The sequence below is a fragment of the Micromonospora sp. CNZ303 genome (assembly GCF_004345505.1).
The window spans coordinates 360,349-379,899 of the sequence record NZ_SLVT01000002.1; the positions used below are offsets into that span (position 1 = coordinate 360,349).

At 73.6% G+C, this 19,551-nt stretch carries 18 protein-coding genes, 1 tRNA gene and 1 pseudogene; 8 read left to right on the top strand and 12 right to left on the bottom strand.

The features are described from left to right. Positions 1-87: 87 nt before the first annotated feature. Positions 88-1,737: a fatty acid--CoA ligase gene (locus EV374_RS05015; RefSeq protein WP_132232000.1), complete on the bottom strand. Its 1,650-nt coding sequence runs from the start codon at positions 1,735-1,737 to the stop codon at positions 88-90. 83 nt (positions 1,738-1,820) lie between these two features. Here EV374_RS05015 and EV374_RS05020 point away from each other — a divergent pair, with 83 nt between their 5' ends. Then, positions 1,821-2,312: an NUDIX hydrolase gene (locus EV374_RS05020; protein WP_132232002.1), complete on the top strand. Its 492-nt coding sequence runs from the start codon at positions 1,821-1,823 to the stop codon at positions 2,310-2,312. A 79-nt stretch (positions 2,313-2,391) separates the two neighbouring features. On the opposite strand, the gene EV374_RS05025 is transcribed toward EV374_RS05020, so the two are convergent. Further along, on the bottom strand, positions 2,392-4,059 hold the full coding sequence (locus EV374_RS05025; protein WP_132232004.1) for an MDR family MFS transporter: 1,668 nt from the start codon (positions 4,057-4,059) through the stop codon (positions 2,392-2,394). A 108-nt stretch (positions 4,060-4,167) separates the two neighbouring features. Further along, positions 4,168-4,728 carry a type 1 glutamine amidotransferase domain-containing protein gene (locus EV374_RS05030; RefSeq protein WP_132232006.1) on the bottom strand — a complete coding sequence of 187 codons (561 nt, stop codon included), beginning with the start codon at positions 4,726-4,728 and terminating at the stop codon, positions 4,168-4,170. Positions 4,729-4,843: 115 nt separating this feature from the next. Here EV374_RS05030 and rfaE2 point away from each other — a divergent pair, with 115 nt between their 5' ends. After that, the gene (gene rfaE2 / locus EV374_RS05035) at positions 4,844-6,637 is read left to right on the top strand and encodes a D-glycero-beta-D-manno-heptose 1-phosphate adenylyltransferase (RefSeq protein ID WP_132232008.1); all 1,794 of its coding nucleotides are present in this window, start codon (positions 4,844-4,846) and stop codon (positions 6,635-6,637) included. Beyond that, positions 6,634-7,512: a glycosyltransferase family 2 protein gene (locus EV374_RS05040; RefSeq protein ID WP_132232010.1), complete on the top strand. Its 879-nt coding sequence runs from the start codon at positions 6,634-6,636 to the stop codon at positions 7,510-7,512. Before rfaE2 ends, EV374_RS05040 begins: the two co-directional genes overlap by 4 nt. Positions 7,513-7,539: 27 nt before the next feature. On the opposite strand, the gene EV374_RS05045 is transcribed toward EV374_RS05040, so the two are convergent. From EV374_RS05045 to EV374_RS05055, 3 genes are read right to left on the bottom strand one after another with little or no spacing between them, the layout of a single operon-like run. Next, positions 7,540-8,661, bottom strand: a complete 1,122-nt coding sequence (locus tag EV374_RS05045; RefSeq protein ID WP_132232012.1) for a glycosyltransferase family 9 protein — start codon at positions 8,659-8,661, stop codon at positions 7,540-7,542. Positions 8,662-8,669: 8 nt separating this feature from the next. Beyond that, entirely contained in the window at positions 8,670-9,218 is a 549-nt protein-coding gene (locus tag EV374_RS05050) for an Hsp20/alpha crystallin family protein (protein WP_132232014.1), read from the bottom strand. Between the two features lie 37 nt (positions 9,219-9,255). Further along, on the bottom strand, positions 9,256-9,762 hold the full coding sequence (locus EV374_RS05055) for a DUF2231 domain-containing protein (RefSeq protein ID WP_132232016.1): 507 nt from the start codon (positions 9,760-9,762) through the stop codon (positions 9,256-9,258). A 166-nt stretch (positions 9,763-9,928) separates the two neighbouring features. On the opposite strand from EV374_RS05055, the gene EV374_RS05060 reads away from it, so the two are divergent. From EV374_RS05060 to EV374_RS33235, 4 genes and pseudogenes are all read left to right on the top strand, one after another. Then, positions 9,929-10,546 (top strand): pyridoxamine 5'-phosphate oxidase family protein, encoded by a 618-nt coding sequence (locus EV374_RS05060; RefSeq protein WP_132232018.1) that lies wholly within the window; start codon positions 9,929-9,931, stop codon positions 10,544-10,546. 106 nt (positions 10,547-10,652) lie between these two features. Next, on the top strand, positions 10,653-11,411 hold the full coding sequence (locus EV374_RS05065) for a winged helix-turn-helix domain-containing protein (RefSeq protein WP_486485587.1): 759 nt from the start codon (positions 10,653-10,655) through the stop codon (positions 11,409-11,411). Next, the gene (locus tag EV374_RS05070; protein WP_486485588.1) at positions 11,408-12,700 is read left to right on the top strand and encodes an MFS transporter; all 1,293 of its coding nucleotides are present in this window, start codon (positions 11,408-11,410) and stop codon (positions 12,698-12,700) included. Before EV374_RS05065 ends, EV374_RS05070 begins: the two co-directional genes overlap by 4 nt. 147 nt (positions 12,701-12,847) lie before the next feature. After that, a pseudogene (locus tag EV374_RS33235) lies at positions 12,848-13,297 on the top strand (SRPBCC family protein); the annotation flags it as partial. A 393-nt stretch (positions 13,298-13,690) separates the two neighbouring features. Here EV374_RS33235 and EV374_RS05080 read toward each other — a convergent pair. The 4 genes from EV374_RS05080 to EV374_RS05095 all read right to left on the bottom strand — a co-directional run bounded on the left by EV374_RS05080 (position 13,691) and on the right by EV374_RS05095 (position 15,496). Further along, positions 13,691-14,095, bottom strand: coding sequence for a VOC family protein (locus tag EV374_RS05080; RefSeq protein ID WP_132232022.1), 405 nt, complete (start codon positions 14,093-14,095; stop codon positions 13,691-13,693). A 93-nt stretch (positions 14,096-14,188) separates the two neighbouring features. Then, a complete protein-coding gene (locus tag EV374_RS05085; protein WP_132232024.1) occupies positions 14,189-14,725 on the bottom strand; it encodes a DUF4240 domain-containing protein in 537 nt (178 codons plus the stop codon). 112 nt (positions 14,726-14,837) lie between these two features. Further along, positions 14,838-15,215: a hypothetical protein gene (locus tag EV374_RS05090; protein ID WP_132232026.1), complete on the bottom strand. Its 378-nt coding sequence runs from the start codon at positions 15,213-15,215 to the stop codon at positions 14,838-14,840. 207 nt (positions 15,216-15,422) lie between these two features. Then, positions 15,423-15,496 (bottom strand) — tRNA-Thr (locus tag EV374_RS05095). 4 nt (positions 15,497-15,500) lie between these two features. Between EV374_RS05095 and EV374_RS05100 the strand changes: the two genes are divergently transcribed. Next, positions 15,501-17,378 (top strand): metallophosphoesterase family protein, encoded by a 1,878-nt coding sequence (locus tag EV374_RS05100; protein WP_486485605.1) that lies wholly within the window; start codon positions 15,501-15,503, stop codon positions 17,376-17,378. A gap of 43 nt (positions 17,379-17,421) precedes the next feature. Here the strand turns inward: EV374_RS05100 and EV374_RS05105 are convergent, their stop codons facing one another. Further along, entirely contained in the window at positions 17,422-18,420 is a 999-nt protein-coding gene (locus EV374_RS05105) for a transcriptional regulator (RefSeq protein ID WP_132232028.1), read from the bottom strand. Further along, positions 18,408-19,388: a helix-turn-helix transcriptional regulator gene (locus EV374_RS05110; RefSeq protein ID WP_132232030.1), complete on the bottom strand. Its 981-nt coding sequence runs from the start codon at positions 19,386-19,388 to the stop codon at positions 18,408-18,410. Before EV374_RS05110 ends, EV374_RS05105 begins: the two co-directional genes overlap by 13 nt. Positions 19,389-19,551 lie beyond the last annotated feature (163 nt).

Below are 19,551 nucleotides of genomic sequence, written 5' to 3' on the forward strand. Positions count from 1 at the left end.
CGGCGCGGTGCGAACGCCGGGGCCGCCCCTGGGGAGGGAAGTCAGGAGTGTTCCCTACCCCAACAGGCGACAATGCGCCTGAGAACGTTACGGGGCGGTCAGCTCCCGGACACTCAGTTCGCCCCCGGCGTACCGGGAACGGACGACCTTCTTGTCGAACTTGCCGACGCTGGTCTTCGGCACCGCGTCGATGACGGCCCAGCGCTCCGGCAACTGCCAGCGGGCCACCGACCCGGCCAGGAACTCCCGCAGCTCCTCGACCGTCGCCGACGCCCCCTCGCGGAGCACGACGGTGGCGAGCGGCCGCTCACCCCAGCGCTCGTCGGGCACCCCCACCACGCAGGCCTCCAGCACCGCCGGGTGGGCCATCAGGGCGTTCTCCAGCTCGACCGAGGAGATCCACTCGCCGCCGGACTTGATGACGTCCTTGGCCCGGTCGGTGAGCGTGATGTAGCCGTCCGGCGAGAGGGTGCCGACGTCGCCGGTACGCAGCCAGCCGTCGCGGAACTTCTCCTCGTCCGGCACGTCGTCGCCGACGTACCGCGCGGTCACCCACGGCCCGCGGACCTCCAGCTCGCCGACCGACGCCCCGTCGGCGGGCAGCGGCTCGCCCAGCGGGCCGACGATGCGGGCCTCGACCCCGGCCGGCACCCGGCCCTGCGTGTAGCGGTAGCGCCAGGCCTCCTCGCCGGTCGCGCCGGCCGGCGGCCGGGAGACCGAGCCCAGCGGGGACATCTCCGTCATCCCCCAGGCGTGGATGACGTCGATGCCGTGCCGTTCGGCGAACGCGTGCATCAGCGCCGGCGGGCAGGCCGAGCCGCCGACGATCACCTCCCGCAGCGAGGAACTGTCCACGTCGTGGGCGTCCAGGTGGGCCAGCAGGTCGGTCCAGATGGTCGGCACCGCGCCGGCCAGGGTGGGCCGCTCGGCGGCGATCATGTCGGCGATCGGCGCGGCCTGGAGGAACCGGTCCGGCATGATCAGCGACGCCCCCGAGAGGAAGGCCGCGTACGGCAGGCCCCAGGACATCGCGTGGAACATCGGCACGATGGCCAGCTCGCGGTCGGTCGGGCCGAGACCGAAGCCCTCCGGCATGCAGACCTGGAGGGAGTGCAGGTAGATCGAGCGGTGCGAGTAGGCCACGCCCTTCGGGTTGCCGGTCGTCCCCGAGGTGTAGCAGAGGGCGGCGGCGTCGCGCTCGTCCACCTCGGGCCAGTCGAAGACGTCCGGGCGGTCGGCCAGCAGCGCGTCCCAGTGGTGCACGGCGATCCGGTCGCCGGCCGCCGCCGTGAGCGGGGCCGGGTCGCCGCCGCCGACGACCACCACGTGCCGCACGGTGCCCATCTCGCCGATCACCCGGGCCAGCAGCGGGATGAGCGTCGAGTCGACCAGCACCACCCGGTCCTCGGCGTGGTTGGCGATGTAGGCGACCTGGTCGGGGAAGAGCCGGAGGTTGAGGGTGTGCAGCACCGCGCCCATGCTGGGCACCGCGAAGTACGCCACCAGGTGCTCGGCGTTGTTCCACATGAAGGTGGCGACCCGCTCGTCGCCGGTGACACCGCACTCGTCGCGCAGCGCATGGGCCAGCCGGGCCGCCATGCGCCCGACCTCGGCGTACGTCATCCGGCGCGGCTCGCCGCCCGTCCAGGTGACCACCTCCGCCGTACCGTGCACGGTGGCGCCGTGACCGAGGATCCGGGAGACCTGGAGAGGGGCGTCCATCATCGTGCTACGCATGGGTAACAAAGTAGTGTCGGCGGTCACAGGTTGGGAACCCTGGAATGCCGGTCGAGACCGTAACGGCACCGTAAATTGTCCGGGTGAGCATCTCCTGGGCCGATTCGTACGTGGGACAGCTACGCGCGCTCGCCGGTGACCGGACGCTGATGTTCGTCGGCGCCCGCGCCGTGGTCCGCGACAAGGCGGGGCGTCTCCTGCTGATCCAGCGCTCCGACAACGGGCAGTGGGCCCTGCCCGCCGGGGCGATGGAGCTGGGCGAGTCGATCGCCGACTGCGCCGTCCGGGAGGTACGCGAGGAGACCGGGCTGCGCGCGCTGCGGGTCAGCGCCTTCGCCCTCTACACGGGCCCGGACCGCACCCACACCAACATGTACGGCCACACGTACCAGATCTTCACGACCGCGTTCCGCGTCGACGAGTGGGACGGCGAGCTGACCCGGATCACCGACGAGACGACCGACGCGGGCTTCTTCCACCGGGCGCAACTGCCGGCCCCGCTCTCCGCGAGCGTCGCCGAGACCGTCGCCGACCTGGACGTCTTCGAGCAGACCAACCGGCTGATCCTCAAGTAGGCCGCGCCGACCCCGGCCCCGACCGGCCCCGACCCGGGCCCCAGGTCTGGGGCCGGAGCCGAGGCCGAGATCTGGTCGGTCAGAGCATCGTCTGGCTCTTCGCCTCCATCTCGGCGGCGGCCTCCTGCTTCGACTCCCTGTCCAGCGGCTTGCCGCCGGGCGCCGGGCCCTCGCCGCCGAGGCCGTCCGTGCCGCCCGTGGCGCCGCCCGGGCCCGCACCGCGCAGCTTCTCGTTCGGCAGCGCCAGCGTGACCAGCACCGCCACGATCGCGATCAGGCCGGTGGTCAGGAAGACCAGGTGCAGCGACTCGACGAACGCCGCCTGGACGGCCGCGCGTACCGGGGCGGGGAGCGCCAGGATGGTCGCCGGATCGTTGACCGAGACGTCCGCCCCGCCGCTCGCCGCGACGGCGGCCTGCTGCTCCGGCGGCAGTACGGCGATCGCGCCCGGCAGCCGGTCCGCGAGTTCCGAGGTGAGCCGCGACGACAGCACCGCGCCGAGGATGGCGACACCGAACGAGCCGCCCAGCGACCGGAAGAACGTCGCCGACGAGGTGCCGGCGCCCAGGTCGCGCATCGACACGGAGTTCTGCACGGCCAGGATCAGCGACTGCATGCAGAGCCCCAGCCCGACCCCGATCACGACCATGAAGCCGAAGGCCACCCAGAGCGAGGTGTCCACCTCCAGCCGGGTGAACAGCAGCATGCCGACCAGCAGCACCGCCGCGCCGGACACCGGGAACCACTTGTACCGGCCGATCCGGCTCATCGCCCGGCCGGTCAGCACCGAGGTGACGATGATGCCGGCCATCATCGGCAGCATCAGCAGGCCGCTGCGGGTGGGCGAGGCGCCCCGGACGATCTGGAGGTAGAGCGGGATGAAGATGATCGAGCCGAACATCACCAGGCCGAGCACGAAGCCGGCCGAGTTGGCCAGCGCGAACGTGGCGCTGCGGAACAGCCGCAGCGGCAGGATCGGCTCGGCCACCCGGGCCTCCTGGAGCACGAAGAGCACGCCGAGCACCGCGCCCGCGACGAAGAGGCCGATGATCACCCCGGAGCCCCAGGCGTACTCGTTGCCGCCCCAGCTCAGCGCGAGCAGCAGGCTGCTCACCCCGGCGACCAGCAGCGCCGCGCCGAGCCAGTCGATCGAGTGGTCGCGCCTGGTGAACGGGATCAGCCGCAGCACCCTGGAGCACACGACGATCGCCAGGATCCCCAGCGGCACGTTGATGTAGAAGATCCACCGCCAGTCGGTCTCGGCGAAGTATCCGCCGACCAGCGGCCCGGCGACCGAGGAGAGGCCGAAGACCGCCCCGAACAGGCCCTGGTAGCGACCGCGCTCCCGGGGCGACACCACGTCCGAGATGATGGTGAACGCGAGCGTCATCAGGCCGCCGGCGCCGAGGCCCTGGACCCCCCGGGTGACGATGAGCTGGGTCATGTCCTGCGACAGGCCGGCCAGCAGCGAGCCGAGCAGGAACGTGCCGATGGAGAAGAGGAAGACGGGTCGTCGCCCGTACAGGTCGGCCATCTTGCCGTAGAGCGGCGTCGAGGCCGTGGAGGCCAGCAGGTACGCGGTCACCACCCACGAGTAGTGGTTGATCCCGCCCAGCTCGCCGACGATGGTCGGCAGCGCGGTGCCGACGATGGTCTGGTCGAGCGCGGCCAACAACATGCCGGTCATCAGGCCGAACATCAGCAGCCGGATCTGTCGCCCGCCGAGCGCCGGGGCTTCCGTGGTCATCCCGCCTCCTTTCCCCGCTCACCCGAAACATGCGTGCGGAGCGTAGGGCACCTCGTCGATCGTGGGGCCGGTGGCGCTGCGGTCACCGACCTCACGACCAACGATCGGTCAGCGGGACGAGTGCGGGCCCTCGGCGAACTCTTCGACGATCTTGGCGCAGAAGGCCGGCAGATCGTCCGGCTTGCGGCTGCTGACGAGGCCGCCGTCCGTGACGACCTGCTCGTCGACCCAGTCCGCGCCGGCGTTCGCCAGGTCGGTGCGCAGGCTGGGCCAGGAGGTGAGCCGGCGGCCCCGCACCACGTCCGCCTCGATGAGCGTCCACGGCCCGTGGCAGATCACCCCGACCGGCTTGCCGGCGTCGAAGAACGCCCTGACGAAACGCACCGCGTCCGCGTCGGCCCGCAGGAAGTCCGGGTTCGCCACCCCGCCGGGCAGCACCAGCGCGTCGTAGCCGGCCGCGTCCGCGTCGGCCGCGGTCACGTCCACGTCGTACGTCTTCGACTGGTCCAGGTGGTTGAAGGACTGGATGGTGCCGGGCCTGAGCGAGACCAGCTCCACCGTGGCACCGGCCTGCTCCACCGCCTCGCGGGGCTGGACGTACTCGACCTCCTCGACGCCGTCGGCGGCCAGGAACGCGATCCGCTTGCCCTGAAGTGTCGTCGCTGCCATCTCGGTCTCTCTCCTCTCCGGGGGTACCGTCCGTCCCTTCCCGGGGCCCGGTGCCCGAAACCCCTCCCCGGCGGCGGCAGGTTTGGCCCGGATGCCCCGGGGGACCCGGGACGGCATGGCAGGAGGAGCAGCGGAACAGCGCCGGCTCGCCGCGGTGGTGGAGGGCTGGCTGGGTCGTCCCGTCCTGGTCGTCGGGGACGCCATGCTCGACGAGTGGCGCTTCGCCGAGTCCGACCGGCTCTGCCGGGAGGCGCCGGCTCCGGTCCTCACCCTGCGCCGGCGGATCTCCGCGGCCGGCGGGGCGGCGAACACCGCCGTCAACGTCGCCGCGCTCGGGGGTCGGGCGGTGCTGGTGGCGCCGGTCGGCGCGGACGTCGCCGGCGACGAGCTGCACGACTGTCTGGACCGGGCCGGCGTCTGGGACCGTACGGTCAACCAGCCCGCACGCCCGACGCCGGTCAAGCGGCGGATGCTGGCGGGCAACCAGATCCTGCTCCGGGAGGACTCCGGCGACCCCGACGACGTGCTCGACGCCGACGGGGTGGCCCGGTTGCTCACCGCGCTGGACTGCGCCACCGAGGAGCTGCGCGCCGCGGGTGGCGAGGCGCCCACCCTGGTGGTCTGCGACTACGGGCTGGGCGCGCTGCCCGCGCCCGTGCGCGCCTGGCTGGTGACCCACCGGGAGCGGTACGCGACGGTCGCGCTGGACGCCCACGACCTGGCCGACTGGCGCGGCCTGGCCCCGACGGTGGTGACCCCCAGCTTCGCCGAGGCGACCCGGCTGCTCGCCCGGGCCGCCGGCGCCCGCCCGGCGCCCGGTGCCGGGCTGCACCTGGACCACCCGGACGGCGACCCGGCCGACGGCCCCTCCGAACTCACGGTGGGCGTCTCCCCCGGCGGTCTCGCGCCGCACCACGCCGCCCACCGCCCCGGCCCGACGAACCCGACCGGCGAGCCGACGGCCGGCGAGGGCCGCGTGGCGATGACCGGGAACGGGCTCACCGTGACCGGCACCGGCGTCACCGTCAACGCCACGGCCGGCGAGGGCGTCGACCGGGCCGTACTGGCTGAGTCCCGCCTCGCCGAGCTGCGCGCGCACACCGGCGCGGACGTGGTGGCGGTGACCCTGGACACCGACGGCGCGGTGGTCGGCGGGGCGGACGGCGAGCCCCGGCGCAGCCACAGCACCCCCGTGCCGGCCAGCCACGCGGTCGGAGCGGGCGACGCGTACCTGGCGGCGATGACGCTGGCGCTGGCGGCCGACGCGCCGCTGCCCACCGCCGCCCAGCTGGCCCAGCTCGCGGCGACCATCACCGTCTCGGACACCGGCACCTGCGTGTGCCGACGGGAGGACCTGCTCGTCGCGCTGGACGCACCGGTCGACGGGGCGGGCCACCGGGCGCTGGTCGGCACCGACGAGCTGGCCGCGATCGTCGAGGAACACCGCCGGGCAGGCCGCGCGATCGTCTTCACCAACGGCTGCTTCGACGTACTCCACCGGGGCCACGTGCGCTACCTGGAGCAGGCCCGCGCGCTCGGCGACCTGCTGGTGGTGGCGGTCAACTCCGACGGCAGCGTACGCCGGCTGAAGGGCCCGGACCGGCCGGTGAACCCGGTCGAGGACCGCATCGCCCTGCTCTCCGCGCTGGCCTGCGTCGACCACGTGGTGGTCTTCGAGGAGGACTCCCCGGCGGAGCTGATCGAGACGGTCCGCCCCGACGTGTACGTCAAGGGCGGCGACTACCCGCCGGAGATGGTGCCCGAGGCGCCGCTGGTACGCCGCCTCGGCGGGCAGGTCCGCACCCTCGGGTACGTCCCCGACCGGTCCACCTCGGCGATCATCGACCGGATCCGGGCGCACGGCCAGGAGCCGCAGGAGGACACCTCCCTGACGCCCGAGCCGTCGTGAACCGCCCGCTCGACCTCGGCACTGCCGGCGGGTTCCGCGCGGATCGGCTGCTCGACGTGCTGATCCCGACCCGCAACCGCCCCGCCGAACTGGCGGTCACCCTCTCCGGGCTGGCCGCCCAGGAGGGCGTGCCCGGCTTCGGCGTGGTGGTCAGCGACCAGTCCGACGGCGACGCCGCGTACCGGCATCCGGCGGCGGCCACCATGGTCCGGGCGCTGCGCCACCGGGGGCACCCCGTGCTGCTGACCCGCCGGCTGCCCCGGCGCGGGCTGGCCGAGCACCGGGCGTACCTGCTGGCCGCGTCCGCCGCCCGGTACGTGCTCTGCCTCGACGACGACGTCTGGCTGGAGCCGGGCACGCTGCGCCGGCTGGTCACCGCCATCGAGGAGCTGGGCTGCGGCTTCGTCGGCAACGCGGTGCACGGGCTGTCGTACGCCGACGACGTCCGGCCGGAGACGCACCGGCACTACGAGGAGTGGACCGGCCCGCCCACCCCGGAACGGATCCGCCCCGGCACGCCGCAGTGGGAGCGGGCGTCGATCCATTCGGCGGCGAACCTGCTGCACGTCACGCGACAGCTCGACCTGCCGTCGGGTGCCTGGCGGGCGTACAAGGTGTCCTGGATCGGCGGCTGCGTGCTCTACGACCGGGCGAAGCTGGTCGACTCCGGCGGGTTCGACTTCTGGCGGCGGGTGCACGAGAAGCACCAGGGCGAGGACGTCGCCGCCCAGCTCGCCGTGCTGGCGCGCTTCGGCGGCGCCGGCGTCCTGCCCAGCGGCGCTTACCACCTGGAGTCGCCCACCACGGTCACCGACCGGGACGTGGAAGCGTGGGAGGTCGTGCTCGCCGAGGAGGAGACGGCCCAGCCGGCCTGAGCCGGTCCGCACCCGCCCCGGGGCCGCTCAGGGGGCGCCGGGTTCCGGGCGGAGCAGTTCGCGGGCCGCCTCCAGGACCTCGACCACCGGCACGTCGGTGACGAAGGAGTCCCGGTGCGGGCACTCGCCGTCGCCGGGGCGGTGCGGGTAGATGCCCGGGGTGCAGTCCACGCCGCAGACCGGGCAGAGCACCGTCCACGAGCTGATCGGCCGGTGCCGGCCGCGCAGCAGGTTCGCCACCGTGATCAGGTTGCCGACCCAGTAGATGCCGACGGTCGCGGTGCCCACGGCGGCGGCCAGGTGCAGTGGCCCGGTGTCGTTGGAGACCACCAGCTCGCAGCCGGCGTAGCAGCCGGCCAGGCCGCTGAGGCTGAGCGTGCCCACCTGCGGCCGGACCGGCACCCCGGCCGCCGCGACCACCCGGTCCACCACGTCCTGCTCGGCGGGCGTGCCCGTGACCAGCACCTCGTACCCGTCGCCGACCAGCTCGCGGGCCACCTCGGCGAAGCGTTCGGTGGGCCACCGGCGGCGGGTGTCGGTGGCGCCGGGGTGCAGCGCCACTCTCGGCCGCTCCGCCGGGCCGAGCACCTCGGCCGCCTCGGCCCGGTCGGCGTCGGTCACGGTCAGCGTCGGGACGATCGTGGTGGCGCCCGCGCCGACCAGGCCGGCCACCTCCAGGTAGCGGATCACCTCCTGCTGGTAGTAGACGTACCGGATCCAGCGGTCCAGCGGCGGCGCGTCGTCGGCGCGCAGCCCGGCGGTGACCCGCGCCCCGAGGGCGGCGACGAACGGGTTGGAGTTGGCCCCGCCGCCGTGCAGCTGCAACGCCAGGTCGAAGCGTTCCCCGCGGGCCGCGGCCAGGAAGTCGTCCGGCGTCGACTCCGGCTCGCCCGGATCGGGACCCCGGATCCCCGGCGCGGGCGGCACCACGAGCACGCGGTCCACCGGCCCGGGCCGGTCGCGCCAGAACTTCGCGTGCCACGGCGCGCCGAGCAGCACGATCTCCGCTTCCGGGTACGCGGCCCGCAGCGCGTCCAGCGCCGGCAGGACGAAGATGAAGTCCCCGAGCGCGTTGGCGCGCAGCACGGCGATCCGCTCGACGTCGGGCACGCGGCCGGTGGCCGGGCCGAGCAGGTGCGGGGTGCCCACGCGGCTCGTTACGGCCGGTCGGTCTCGCCGACGGCGATGTCCGGGTGGTGCATCTCCCGGTCCGCGGCCGGGTCGAGGACGCTCGGCGTACCCCCGTCGGGGCCGGCGGGTCGGGGGCCGGTGCGGCCGACGGTGATGGTGCGCGGCGCGGGCCGGGCGGCCCGGGGCAGCCGCACCCGGAGCAGGCCGTGGTCCATGACCGCGTCGATGCTGTCGGGGTCCACCCGGGACGGCAGGTCGACCCGGTACTCGAAGCCCCGGGTCTCGAAGCCGCCGGGGATGCCGTGGTCGGCGTTGACCTCGGCCTCGGAGCGGGCCCGGACGCAGAGCTCGCGGTCGTCCAGTTCGACGGCCACCTCCTCCGGCGCCACCCCGGGCAGCCGCACCACGACCTCCCAGCCGTCGGCGGTCTCGGCCATCTCGACGTCCGGCGGCCCGGTCCGGCCGCCGACCAGGCGGCGCAGCTCCGAGCGCAGCGACTGGAGTTCGCCCATCGGATCCCAGCCCTGCTGCCGGCCGCGCCAACCCCGGCCGGCCCCGCCGCCCTGCTCGCTCATGCCGGCCCTCCGCTGACGACCCGCTCGCTGCGCTCGCTCACTGCACCTCTCCGATCCGCTGGGTGGCCGCCGGAGATCGCAGTGAGCTGGGCGCGTCCAGCCCGGCCTCCCGGTCCACGCCGACGCCGAGCCGGTCGACCAGTTCCCCGCCCAGCCAGGCGCTCACGCCGAGGATGGCCAGCGCGACCACCTCGATGGCGATCAGCGCGCCCCCGGCGGCCCGGGATTCGGCGTTGAGCCGGACCACCCAGATCGCGGCGAAGAGCAGGATCACCGCCACGTTGGCGGCGGCGTGCGTCAGCGCCACCCGCTTCGCGCGGGTGGCCGACGGGATGGCCAGCAGGTCGAACGTCCCGGCCGCCGCGGCCAGCAGGCCGCCGATCAGGCCGACGGTGATGTTCCAGTACGCGACCTCGCCGAGGAAGTCCGGCCCGCCGACGGTGTCCACCAGGTCGAACAGGACCGCGGTGACCAGCAGGCCGACCGGGAACATGACCAGCATCGGGTGGACGGGATGGCCCAGCACCTTGAGCCGGCTCTCCATCGGGCCTCCACTGCTCGGTCTCTCCGGGCGGGTCGGTCGGTCTCTCCGGGCGGGTCGGGTGAGGCGGTACCCCCGCCCTGGAGGAACAAACCTCGCGCTGGTCGCGCTCTAGGCTGACTCGTGGCGGGCACCCCGCCACCGGAGTCAACGCACGGGGGAGGATCACGTGACGGTGGACATCACCTCGCACGAGGAACTGCGCGAGCTGCTGGGGGCGCCGATGCCGCGCGCGGTGACCAAGGAGCGACCCGTCCTGCACGCCCGGGACCGGGACTGGCTGGCCGCGTCGCCGTTCTGCCTGGTGGCGACGGCGGGCGCGGACGGCAGCTGCGACGTCTCGCCGAAGGGCGACCCGCCCGGCTTCGCGCTGGTGCTGGACGAGCGGACCATCGCCATTCCGGAGCGGCCAGGCAACCGGCGCGCCGACGGCTACCGCAACATCCTGGACAACCCGCACGTCGGATTGATCTTCCTGATTCCCGGCCGTACGGACACGCTGCGGATCAACGGCCGGGCCCGGCTGGTCCGCGACGCGCCGTGGTTCGACGACATGGTCGTCAAGGGGCACCGCCCGATCCTCGCCGTGGTGGTGGAGATCGAGCAGATCTTCTACCACTGCGCCAAGGCGTTCCTGCGCTCTGAGCTGTGGCAGCCGGAGAGCTGGCAGCCGGACGCGCTGCCGTCCCGGGCCCGGCTGATCAAGGAGGTCGAGAACCCGGCCGAGAGCCTGGCCGACCTGGAACGCCACTACGGCCCGAACTACGCCACCACCATCTACACCTGACCCCTCGTCGCCATCCCCGGACCCTCCCCCCGCCCACGTGTCGGGTCATGCGTGATGGCGGCCGAGGGTGTTGCTAAAGGGTTCTTTATAAAGATAGCTTTAGGGTGTGTCGTTACCCGAGGTGAAACTCTCCGACCCCAAGGCCCTGCGCGGGTACGCGCACCCGCTGCGGATGGCGCTGATCGGTCTGTTGCGCCAGCAGGGTCCGATGACCGCGACCCAGGCTGCCGAGCGGCTCGGCGAGAGCGTGCCGAACTGCTCGTTCCACCTCCGGCAGCTCGCCAAGTACGGGCTCGCCGAGCGGGCACCCGGCGCCGACGCCCGCGAGCGGCCCTGGCGGGCCACGGCCCTCAACACCTCCTGGGACGACGTCTCGGACGACCCGCAGACCCGCGCGGCCGTCGACGAACTCAGCGCCGTCCAGCTCGCCCTCTACGTCCGCAAGGCCGAGGAGTTCCTGGCCCGACGCGCCGAAGAGCCGACGGCCTGGCGGGCGGTCACCGGCTTCACCGACCGGCCGGTCTACGTCACCGTCGACGAGATGGCCGTGCTCAGAGCACGGATCGACGCCCTGATCACCGAGTACGACGATCGGATCGCCGACCCGGCGAAGCGTCCGGCCGGCAGCCGGAAGGTCAGCCTCGTCCGACTGGCGCTCCTCGCCGACCCGCCACCCACCGGTGCCCTCGCCGACGCCACCGCGCCCAACGCCGACACGGCCACCGCCGGCGCTGGAGCCAGCCCGACCACCGACCACGCCAACGCGGCCACCACCGGCGCCGGCAGCGGCGGGGACGGGGACGGGCAGCTTCCGGTCAGCGGACCGGTTGCCCGCGACCTCGGTGAGCAGCGGGGCGACCGGTGAGCGGTCAGGCGACCGGCGTCCCGGTCGCCGCCCCGCCCGGCGATCCCGCCCGGCACGGCCCGCTGCCCCGGCTGCTGCGCGAGCGCGTGTTCCGTCGGTACTGGTCGGCGCAGACCGTCTCGTACTTCGGCGACGAGATCTCCACCCTGGCCCTGCCACTGCTGGCCGTGCTCGTCTTCGAGGCGACCCCCGCCGAGATGGGCTACCTGACCGCCGCCGCGCTCGCCCCGAACCTGCTCTTCTCGCTGCTCGCCGGCGCCTGGGTCGACCGGTACCCGCGCAAGCGCCGGCTCATGATCCTGACGGACCTCGGGCGGGCGTTGCTGCTCACCGCCGTGCCGGTGGCGTACGTGCTGGACCTGCTGACGATGCCGCAGCTCTACCTGGCGGCCTTCGCGGTCGGCACGCTCGCCGTGATCTTCGAGGTCGCCCGGGGGCCGCTCTTCGTCTCCGTCGTCGGGCGCGCCGACTACGTCGAGGCGAACACCCTCATCAACGGCAGCCGGGCGATGTCCCTGGTGGCCGGGCCGAGCATCGGCGGCGTCCTCGTGCAGGTGCTCACCGCGCCGATCGCCCTGGTCGCCGACGCGCTGTCGTACGTCGCGTCCGCGTACTTCCTGGTGCGGATCCGGCCGACTGAGCCGGCGCCCGCCCACGGCGGCGGGCTGGCCCTCGGCGCCGGGCTGCGGTTCATCGCACGGACGCCGATGATGCGCGCGACAGTGCTCGGCACCACCACGATCAACCTGTTCAACTTCATGTTCATCGCGCTCTTCGTGCTCTACGCGACGCAGGAGCTGGGCCTCGCGCCCGGCCTGCTGGGCGCCGTGCTGGGCGCGGGCGCGGTGGGTGGCCTGATCGGGGCGGCGCTCACCGGCCGGCTGGTCCGCCGCTTCGGCGTCGGCCCGACGCTGCTGGCCGGGTTCGTCCTCTTCCCCGCCCCCCTGGTGCTCATCCCCCTCGCCGGCGGGCCGACACCGCTGGTGGTCGGGATGCTCTTCGCCGCCGAGTTCCTCTCCGCCGTCGGGGTGATGCTGCTCGACATCACGGTCGGCTCGGTGCAGACCGCGCTGACCCCGGAGGCGCTGCTGGCGCGGATCGCCGGGGCCCGGCGCACCATCAACTACGGCATCCGGCCGATCGGCGCGCTGCTCGGCGGCGCGCTCGGCAGCGCCCTCGGCGTACGGCCGGCGTTGTGGATCGCGACGGCGGGCGCGCTGGCCGGGGTGCTGTGGGTCGCCTTCTCCCCGGTACGCCGCCTGCGCGGGCTCCCCGAACAGGCCGGCTGACCGGCGCCGACGGGCGATCGGCGACCCTCCGATGTGGTGTCTCGGCAGGTCCGGCGATTGAGTGCCCTCGGCGGGGGTAGGAGTTTTGTCGACGATGAAGGCTCTACTGCCGAACGAGAAGGTTCGACCTGACGAGGAGGATCGCCCATGACCACGAAGGTCGAGAAGTCCATCGAAGTACAGGTTCCGGTCAGCACCGCGTACAACCAGTGGACGCAGTTCGAGGAGTTCCCCCGCTTCATGGGGGGCGTCCGTGAGGTGCGCCAGCTCGACGACAGGCGCATGCACTGGGTCGCCGAGATCGGCGGCGTCCAGCGCGAGTGGGACGCCAGGGTGCTGGAGCAGGTGCCCGACCGGAAGGTGGCCTGGGCGGCCACCGAGGGCGTGACCAACGCCGGCGCGGTCTACTTCCAGCCCGTCGACGCCGGCCGCACCATGGTCAGCCTGCACCTCGAGTACGAGCCCGAGGGCCTGCTCGAGAAGGCCGGCGACAAGCTCAACATCATCGAGCGGCAGGCCGAATCCGACCTGCGGAAGTTCAAGACGTACATCGAGGAGCGCGGCGTCGAGACCGGCGCCTGGCGCGGCACCGTCGACAGCGGCCTCGGTGTCGGCACCCCGGGCGTCGAGCACGCCGCCGCCACCCGCGGCGACAGCGGCAGCGCCGGCGTGTCCGGCAAGGCCGTGGCGGCGGGCGCCGCCGTGGCCGGGGCCGCCGCTGCCGCCGGAGCCGCCGCGACCGCGAAGCGTCGCTCCGACGCCGACGACCGGCCGGCCACCACGACGACCGACACGGAGTACGTGGTGACCGAGGTCGAGGTCGTTCCGGAGCCCGGCACCGCCGGCTACCCGCACCGCACCCTCTGATCTCCCGCACGCCTGACCCTGTCAGCGGACGGCCCGGTTCCCCGCGAACCGGGCCGTCCGCTGGTGCGCGGCCTGGGCACGCTCGGCCCGCCCGTGCCCGGCTTCAGCTCGGGCCGGGTGGCGTCAGTGCCCGTCGGCCTGCACCGTCCAGAGGTGACCGTCCGGGTCGGCGAAGGTGCCCGTGTAGCCCCACGGCTGTGCAGCCGGCTCGACGACGACCTGCGCGCCGGCGGCCCGGGCCCGCCCGACGAGTGCGTCGACCTCGGCCGGCGTCGCGGCCGGGAGGCTGACGAGGCACTCGCTCTGCCCGCGCGGGGCCACCTCGTGGTCGCCGATGACCCAGCCGAAGCCGCCGGTGGGCACCAGCATGACGCGGAGGCCGTCGTTGACGGCGTACTGGAGGGGCTCGGGGATGCCGTCCTCGGCCAACTCGCCGACGGCCTCCAGGCCGAGCCCCTCGGAGTAGAAGCGGTACGAGGTGGGGCGGTCGGCGATCGGCAGGGCGACGACGACGGGTGCGTACTGCATGAGGCTGCCTCCGGAGGGTTGACGACTGCGTACGGTCAGTGTGCGGGCCGTCGCGCGGAACTTCTGGTTGCCCCCGCCGCGGCAGGCGCGGTGTCAGGCGCTCCAGCCCGCCGGGTTGGTGCAGGACTCGCGGGAGATGCCCGAGCCGGTCTCCGGCCAGGCACCGAAGCGCTCCCTGTGCAGCCTGGCGAAGAAGTAGCACATGGCCTCGCAGGCGGTGTCGGGCAGAGCGACGGTCGGATCCGCGTGCACCGCCTCGTAGAAATCCCGCCCGAGCGCGACGATGTGGCCCCGGGAATAGAGGAAACCGTCGTCGGAGCCGTCGGTCACCTCGTGCACGTCGGCCCGGTCGATGTCGTGCAGTTTGCGCTCGAGCACCCGGTCCAGGTCGGTCAGCTCCCGGCTGGACAGTCCCTCGGCGAGCTGGCGCAGGTTGTCGAGGAACCGGTCGAGCCACGCGTCGATGGCGTAGAGGCCCTCGTCGCCGGCTGCCGGGTCCCGCGTCGGCAACGTCCGCCGGAGCGCGGCGGGCTCGTCGCCGAGCCGCTCCCAGGCCGCCTCGACGAGGGCCCAGAACCGGGCCTCCTCCTCGACGCTCGGCACCCGCACGCCATCCACCAGATCAGTCACGCCGGGAGGGTAGCGACGACGACCGACAAAGTCGGGGATCGGCCATGCCTCCCGGCCTTGGTCGCCGCCGGCCGGGCCGCGGCGCCGCACGGTCGGGTCGGGCCCGCCGGGGTCAGCGACCGTCGGCGCGGGCGTGCCGGCCGCCCGCGGCGGGCGCCGCCGGGACCGCGCCCTGTTCCGTGTGCCGGGCGGCCCGCTCGGAGACCAACTGACCGAACAGCCCGCTGGGTCGGCCGCAGTCTGCGCACAGGAAGTTGTCGTCGAGTCGCCGGCCGCCGCAGTGGTCGCAGCGACCCCGGTCGCGCGGGTCGTGGTACGCCCGCAACGCCTCCACCAGGGCGCGGGCGACCGGGGCGCTCAGCGCCAGCCGCGACTCCACGCCCCGCAGGCCGACGACCAGCTCGCCCTGCGGCGCGGCGGCCGGATCGAGCGCGTCGACGCGGGCCACGAAGTCGCGGAGGGCGGCCAGGACGTCATCGGGAGCGGGCATGCGTCGACCGTACGACACGCGGCCGGCAACGTTCCGGACGACCGCTCGGGCGGGGGCTCGTCGCTACGGGCGGGCGCCTATGTCCGGCTTCCTGGTCCCGACGTCGCACCTCCCCGATCACCTCGCGGTGCCGTCGCTCGCGGACGACCGCACGACCGGCCGTGAAAACGAAGAAGCCCAGGCCGTTTGACCTGGGCTTCTGTACCGAGCCGCCTGACGGAATCGAACCGTCGACCTACGCATTACGAGTGCGTCGCTCTAGCCGACTGAGCTAAGGCGGCAACGATCAGCAAGTGTACGGCACGACCCGCCGACGAGCCGAGCGGGTTCCCCATCCGGACATCCGGCCCCGAACCGTCGTCCGCCGGACAGCGACCGCCGCCGGCCGGGACTACGCTGCGGCGGGTGAACGACGATCGCGCCCCCGACGTGGATCCGCAGGACGGCGCGGCGGAGAGTGCCCACACGAGCGAGTCGGCCGGCGGGCGGGCGGCGCGCCGGCCACGCGGCACCGATCCCCGGGAGCTGGGCTTCACCCCGCGCAAGCCCGTGCCGTGGCTCGCGCCGTTCCTGCTGATCAGCACCGGCATCCGTACGCTGCTGGCGATGCTCTTCGGGGCGTACCTGGACAAGCGCGAGTTGCAGAACTCCCTCGACGCGGACATCGCGCAGCAGGTCGGGCCGGACGGCGGGCTCTGGCTGGACTACGTGGCCGATCTGGGCGACGGCTTCAACGCCACCTACTCGGTGGCGTACCTGATCGCCCAGCCCGAGCTGGAGGTGGACGGGCACCGGCTGCCCCGCGCGCAGACCCTGGTGATGGGCGGCGACCAGGTCTACCCGTCGGCGGCCTTCGAGGCGTACGAGGACCGGTGCAAGGGGCCCTACCAGGCCGCGCTGCCGGTCACCCCGCCCGAGCGGCCCACGCTCTTCGCGGTGCCCGGCAACCACGACTGGTACGACGGCCTGACCGCCTTCCTGCGGCTCTTCGTCCGGTCCCGGGACCGGCACTTCGGCGGCTGGGAGACCGGGCAGTCCCGCTCGTACTTCGCCGTGGAGCTGCCCGCCGACTGGTGGCTGCTCGGCCTCGACGACCAGTCCGGCTCGTACCTCGACGACCCGCAGCTCACCTACTTCGACCGGGTCGCCGAGCGGCTGGGCCCGCAGAGCCGGGTTATCGTGGCCGTGCCGGCGCCGACGTGGGTCAAGGCCGTCGACCATCCCACGGCGTACGACTCGATCGACTACTTCATCCGCACGATCGTCGCGCCCACCGGGGCGCAGGTGCGGCTGCTGATCTCCGGCGACCTGCACCACTACGCCCGCTACGCCGGCCCGGACCGGCAGCTGATCACCTGCGGGGGCGGCGGCGCGTACCTCTACCCGACGCACCAGCTCCCGGAGCGCATCGAGGTGCCGCCGCGCGACACCCTCGCCCGACGGGCCAGCGCCTCCCACCCGTACGAGCTGGCCGGCCGCTACCCGGAGCAGGCCCGCTCCCGACGGTACGCGTGGGGGATCTTCCCCCGCCTGCCGCTGCGCAACCCGGGCTTCACCACCCTGCTGGGCACCCTGCAGACGCTGCTGATGCTGGCGATGGCCGGCGTCGCGACCAACCCGAGCGGGACGGACCAGCGGCTGTTCAGCGTGCCGCTGATGGCGATGTTGATCGTCACGATGCTCGCGGCGGCGTTCTTCGCGAAGCCGCCCAGCTCCGGCGGCAAACGGCACGCCCGGCACTGGATCCTCGGCGTGGGCCACGGCCTGGCCCAGATCGGGCTGGCCGCCGCCGGCACCTGGGCCTGGCTGGCCCTGCCCTTCTACGACTGGCCGTGGCCGCTGCCGGCCGTCGCCGCGGCGGTGCTCTACGGCCCGGTGAGCGGGCTGGTGGCGAGCCAGTTGGTGGCCGCGTACCTGCTGGTGGCGGGCGCGTTCGGGGTGAACCTCAACGAGCTCTTCGCCGGCCAGGGCATCGAGGACGCCAAGGCGTTCCTGCGGCTGCGCATCGACCCCGACGGGACCCTGACGATCTACCCGATCGCCGTCGACCGGGTGTCCCGCGACTGGCAGGTCAACCCCGACCAGTCCCCGGAGTCCTCCTGGCTGGCTCCGAAGCGGCCGCTGCGCCCCCGCCTGGCCGAACCCCCCACGACCATCGTCTGAGACGCAACAGGTCCGCACCGGCCGGCGGCCGGGGTGCCGGCCGCTAGTCGGGCAGCGGTGGCCTGCCGCCACCCGCGGGGCGGGAGGACAGCTGGCGGAACGCCGCCTGGACGCCGGCCTGGAACCGGGTGCGCGCGCCCAGGTCGCTCATCAGGGTGGCGATACGCCGTTGCACGGTGCGGTACCCGACGCCGATCTGGCGGGCGATCGCCTCGTCGGTCAGCCCGGAGAGAAGCAGCACCACCAGCCGCCCGTCGTCGATCTCCGTGGTGCGGTTCCGGCTTTCGCCGCCACCGCGGTGGGCGGGCAGGTGCAGGGGCACCGCCCGGTGCCAGAGGCTGTCGAACAGCGTACGCAGCGCGTCGAGCAGCGCCGACGGGTGGACGATGATGGCGCTCTCCTGCCCGATCGGGCCGGGCTGCATGGGCAGGATCGCCCGCTGACCGTCGGCGATGTACATCTTCATCGGCAGGTCGGGCAGGACACGGGCCTGCTGTCCGACCCGGATCAGCTCCTCGATCGTGGGCAGGCCACCGCTCTCCTCCACGGCCGCCCGGTCGTAGATGCAGCGGCTCTGCACTCCGGCGGCGAGCAACTCCCGGTCGGTCGCGGCCGTGCTCTCCAGGTGGAGGTACGGCGGCTTGTCGAAGCAGCACAGCTCCCGGCGGGCGCTGCGCTGCACCTGGTTGACCGCCTGCTCCATCGCGCGGCGGCCCCGCACCACCTCGACGACGTGCGGGTCGACGTCGGCGCGGGCCTCCCGGTACGCCTCCGTGAGCCGCAGGACGTGGTCGTGCGTCCGGTCCAGGGACGCCTCGCGCTCCTGGAGGAGCCCGGCGACGACGTCGGTGGCGGACGCGGTGTAGCGGGGCGGGTTTCCGGGCTGGACGCCGACCAGGCCGGCGGCCTCCAGCCGGGCGAGCGCGTCGGACAGCCGGCCCGGCCCCGACCACATCGCGGCGAGTTCGGCGAGGGTGGTGCCGGGGCGTTCGAGCAGCAGATCGTAGGCCGTCTCCTCGGCGTCGCCGATCAGTTCGTACACAGCTCCTCCCGGTCCTCGGCGGTCAGCCAGCCACGCTGGACGGCCTGGTAGCCGGCCTGGAACCGGGTCACCGCGTCGAGCCGGGCGAACAGCCGGTTCATGTGCCGGCGGACGGTACGCGGGTGGCAGCCGAGGTGCTCGGCGACGTCCTGTTCGGTCAGCCCGGCGACCAGCAGGGCGAGCAGGTCACGTTCGAGGTCCGACGGCGCGTCCGGGTCCGACTCGACCCGCTGCCGCACCCCCACGTCCAACGGCACGGCCCGTTCCCAGAAGCTCTCGAAGAGGGCCAGCAGCGCCGACAGCAGGACGGAGTCGCGGACCAGCAGACAGGTCTCCAGCGCGAGGTCCGGTCGCAGCGGCACGAGGCCGACCCGCCGGTCGCAGAGCATCAACTTCATCGGGACGTCCGCGACCCGGGCCTGCTCACCCGCCGAGACGAAGCGGGCGAGCTTGGCGAGCCGCCCCGGAATGGCCACACCCTCCCGGTCGTAGATGGTGCGCATCCGCACCTCCCGACGCTCCGCCTCCTCGGCGGGCACCGCGAACGCGTTCAGGTACGGCGGCGCGTCGAAGATCAGCAACTCCCGCTCGGCGCTGCTTCTGAGCTCCTGGAAGGCGGCGTGGATGGCGTCGCGCCCGTGCAGCACCTCGACCAGTTCCGAGTGTTCGGCGGTCGCGGCCCGCTGGAACCGGTCGGCCATCCGGGTCACCCGCTGGCGCAGTTCCCGCAGGGACTCCCGACGCTCGGTCAGCAGGGAGCCCAGCGCGACGTCGGGTGCCACCGCCGTCCATCGGGGAGGCTGACCGGGCAGCCGCGTGGCCAGGCCCAGCTCGGCCAGGCGCGCGAAGTCGGCGGTTCCCGCGACGTCGGGTGACACCGGGTCCGCGCTGGCGACCAGCGACTCGTAGAGGGCCTGCTGCCCGGGAGACAGGCCGAGGTCGGGGAACGGCCGTCGATCATCCCGCATCCGGTCATGCTGCCCCCGGCCGTCGCTGGCGACAAGGGTCGCGCGGCTGTCCGTCTGCCGGTGATCCGATCCGTACCCACCGTCACCTGCGAAGACGCGGATCCCCTTCGGAGGGTGCCCCATTCACGCCAGTGGCGTGAACCAGGCAGACGGACAGCTTCCG

Bases quoted from the DNA above. Each gene is read 5' to 3' on its own strand.
- EV374_RS05030 (WP_132232006.1), bottom strand. From the start codon at position 4,728: ATGGCAGCGACGACACTTCAGGGCAAGCGGATCGCGTTCCTGGCCGCC.
- EV374_RS05015 (WP_132232000.1), bottom strand. From the start codon at position 1,737: ATGCGTAGCACGATGATGGACGCCCCTCTCCAGGTCTCCCGGATCCTC.
- EV374_RS05080 (WP_132232022.1), bottom strand. From the start codon at position 14,095: ATGCAGTACGCACCCGTCGTCGTCGCCCTGCCGATCGCCGACCGCCCC.
- EV374_RS05055 (WP_132232016.1), bottom strand. From the start codon at position 9,762: ATGGAGAGCCGGCTCAAGGTGCTGGGCCATCCCGTCCACCCGATGCTG.
- rfaE2 (WP_132232008.1), top strand. From the start codon at position 4,844: ATGGCAGGAGGAGCAGCGGAACAGCGCCGGCTCGCCGCGGTGGTGGAG.
- EV374_RS05050 (WP_132232014.1), bottom strand. From the start codon at position 9,218: ATGAGCGAGCAGGGCGGCGGGGCCGGCCGGGGTTGGCGCGGCCGGCAG.
- EV374_RS05090 (WP_132232026.1), bottom strand. From the start codon at position 15,215: ATGCCCGCTCCCGATGACGTCCTGGCCGCCCTCCGCGACTTCGTGGCC.
- EV374_RS05110 (WP_132232030.1), bottom strand. From the start codon at position 19,388: ATGCGGGATGATCGACGGCCGTTCCCCGACCTCGGCCTGTCTCCCGGG.
- EV374_RS05025 (WP_132232004.1), bottom strand. From the start codon at position 4,059: ATGACCACGGAAGCCCCGGCGCTCGGCGGGCGACAGATCCGGCTGCTG.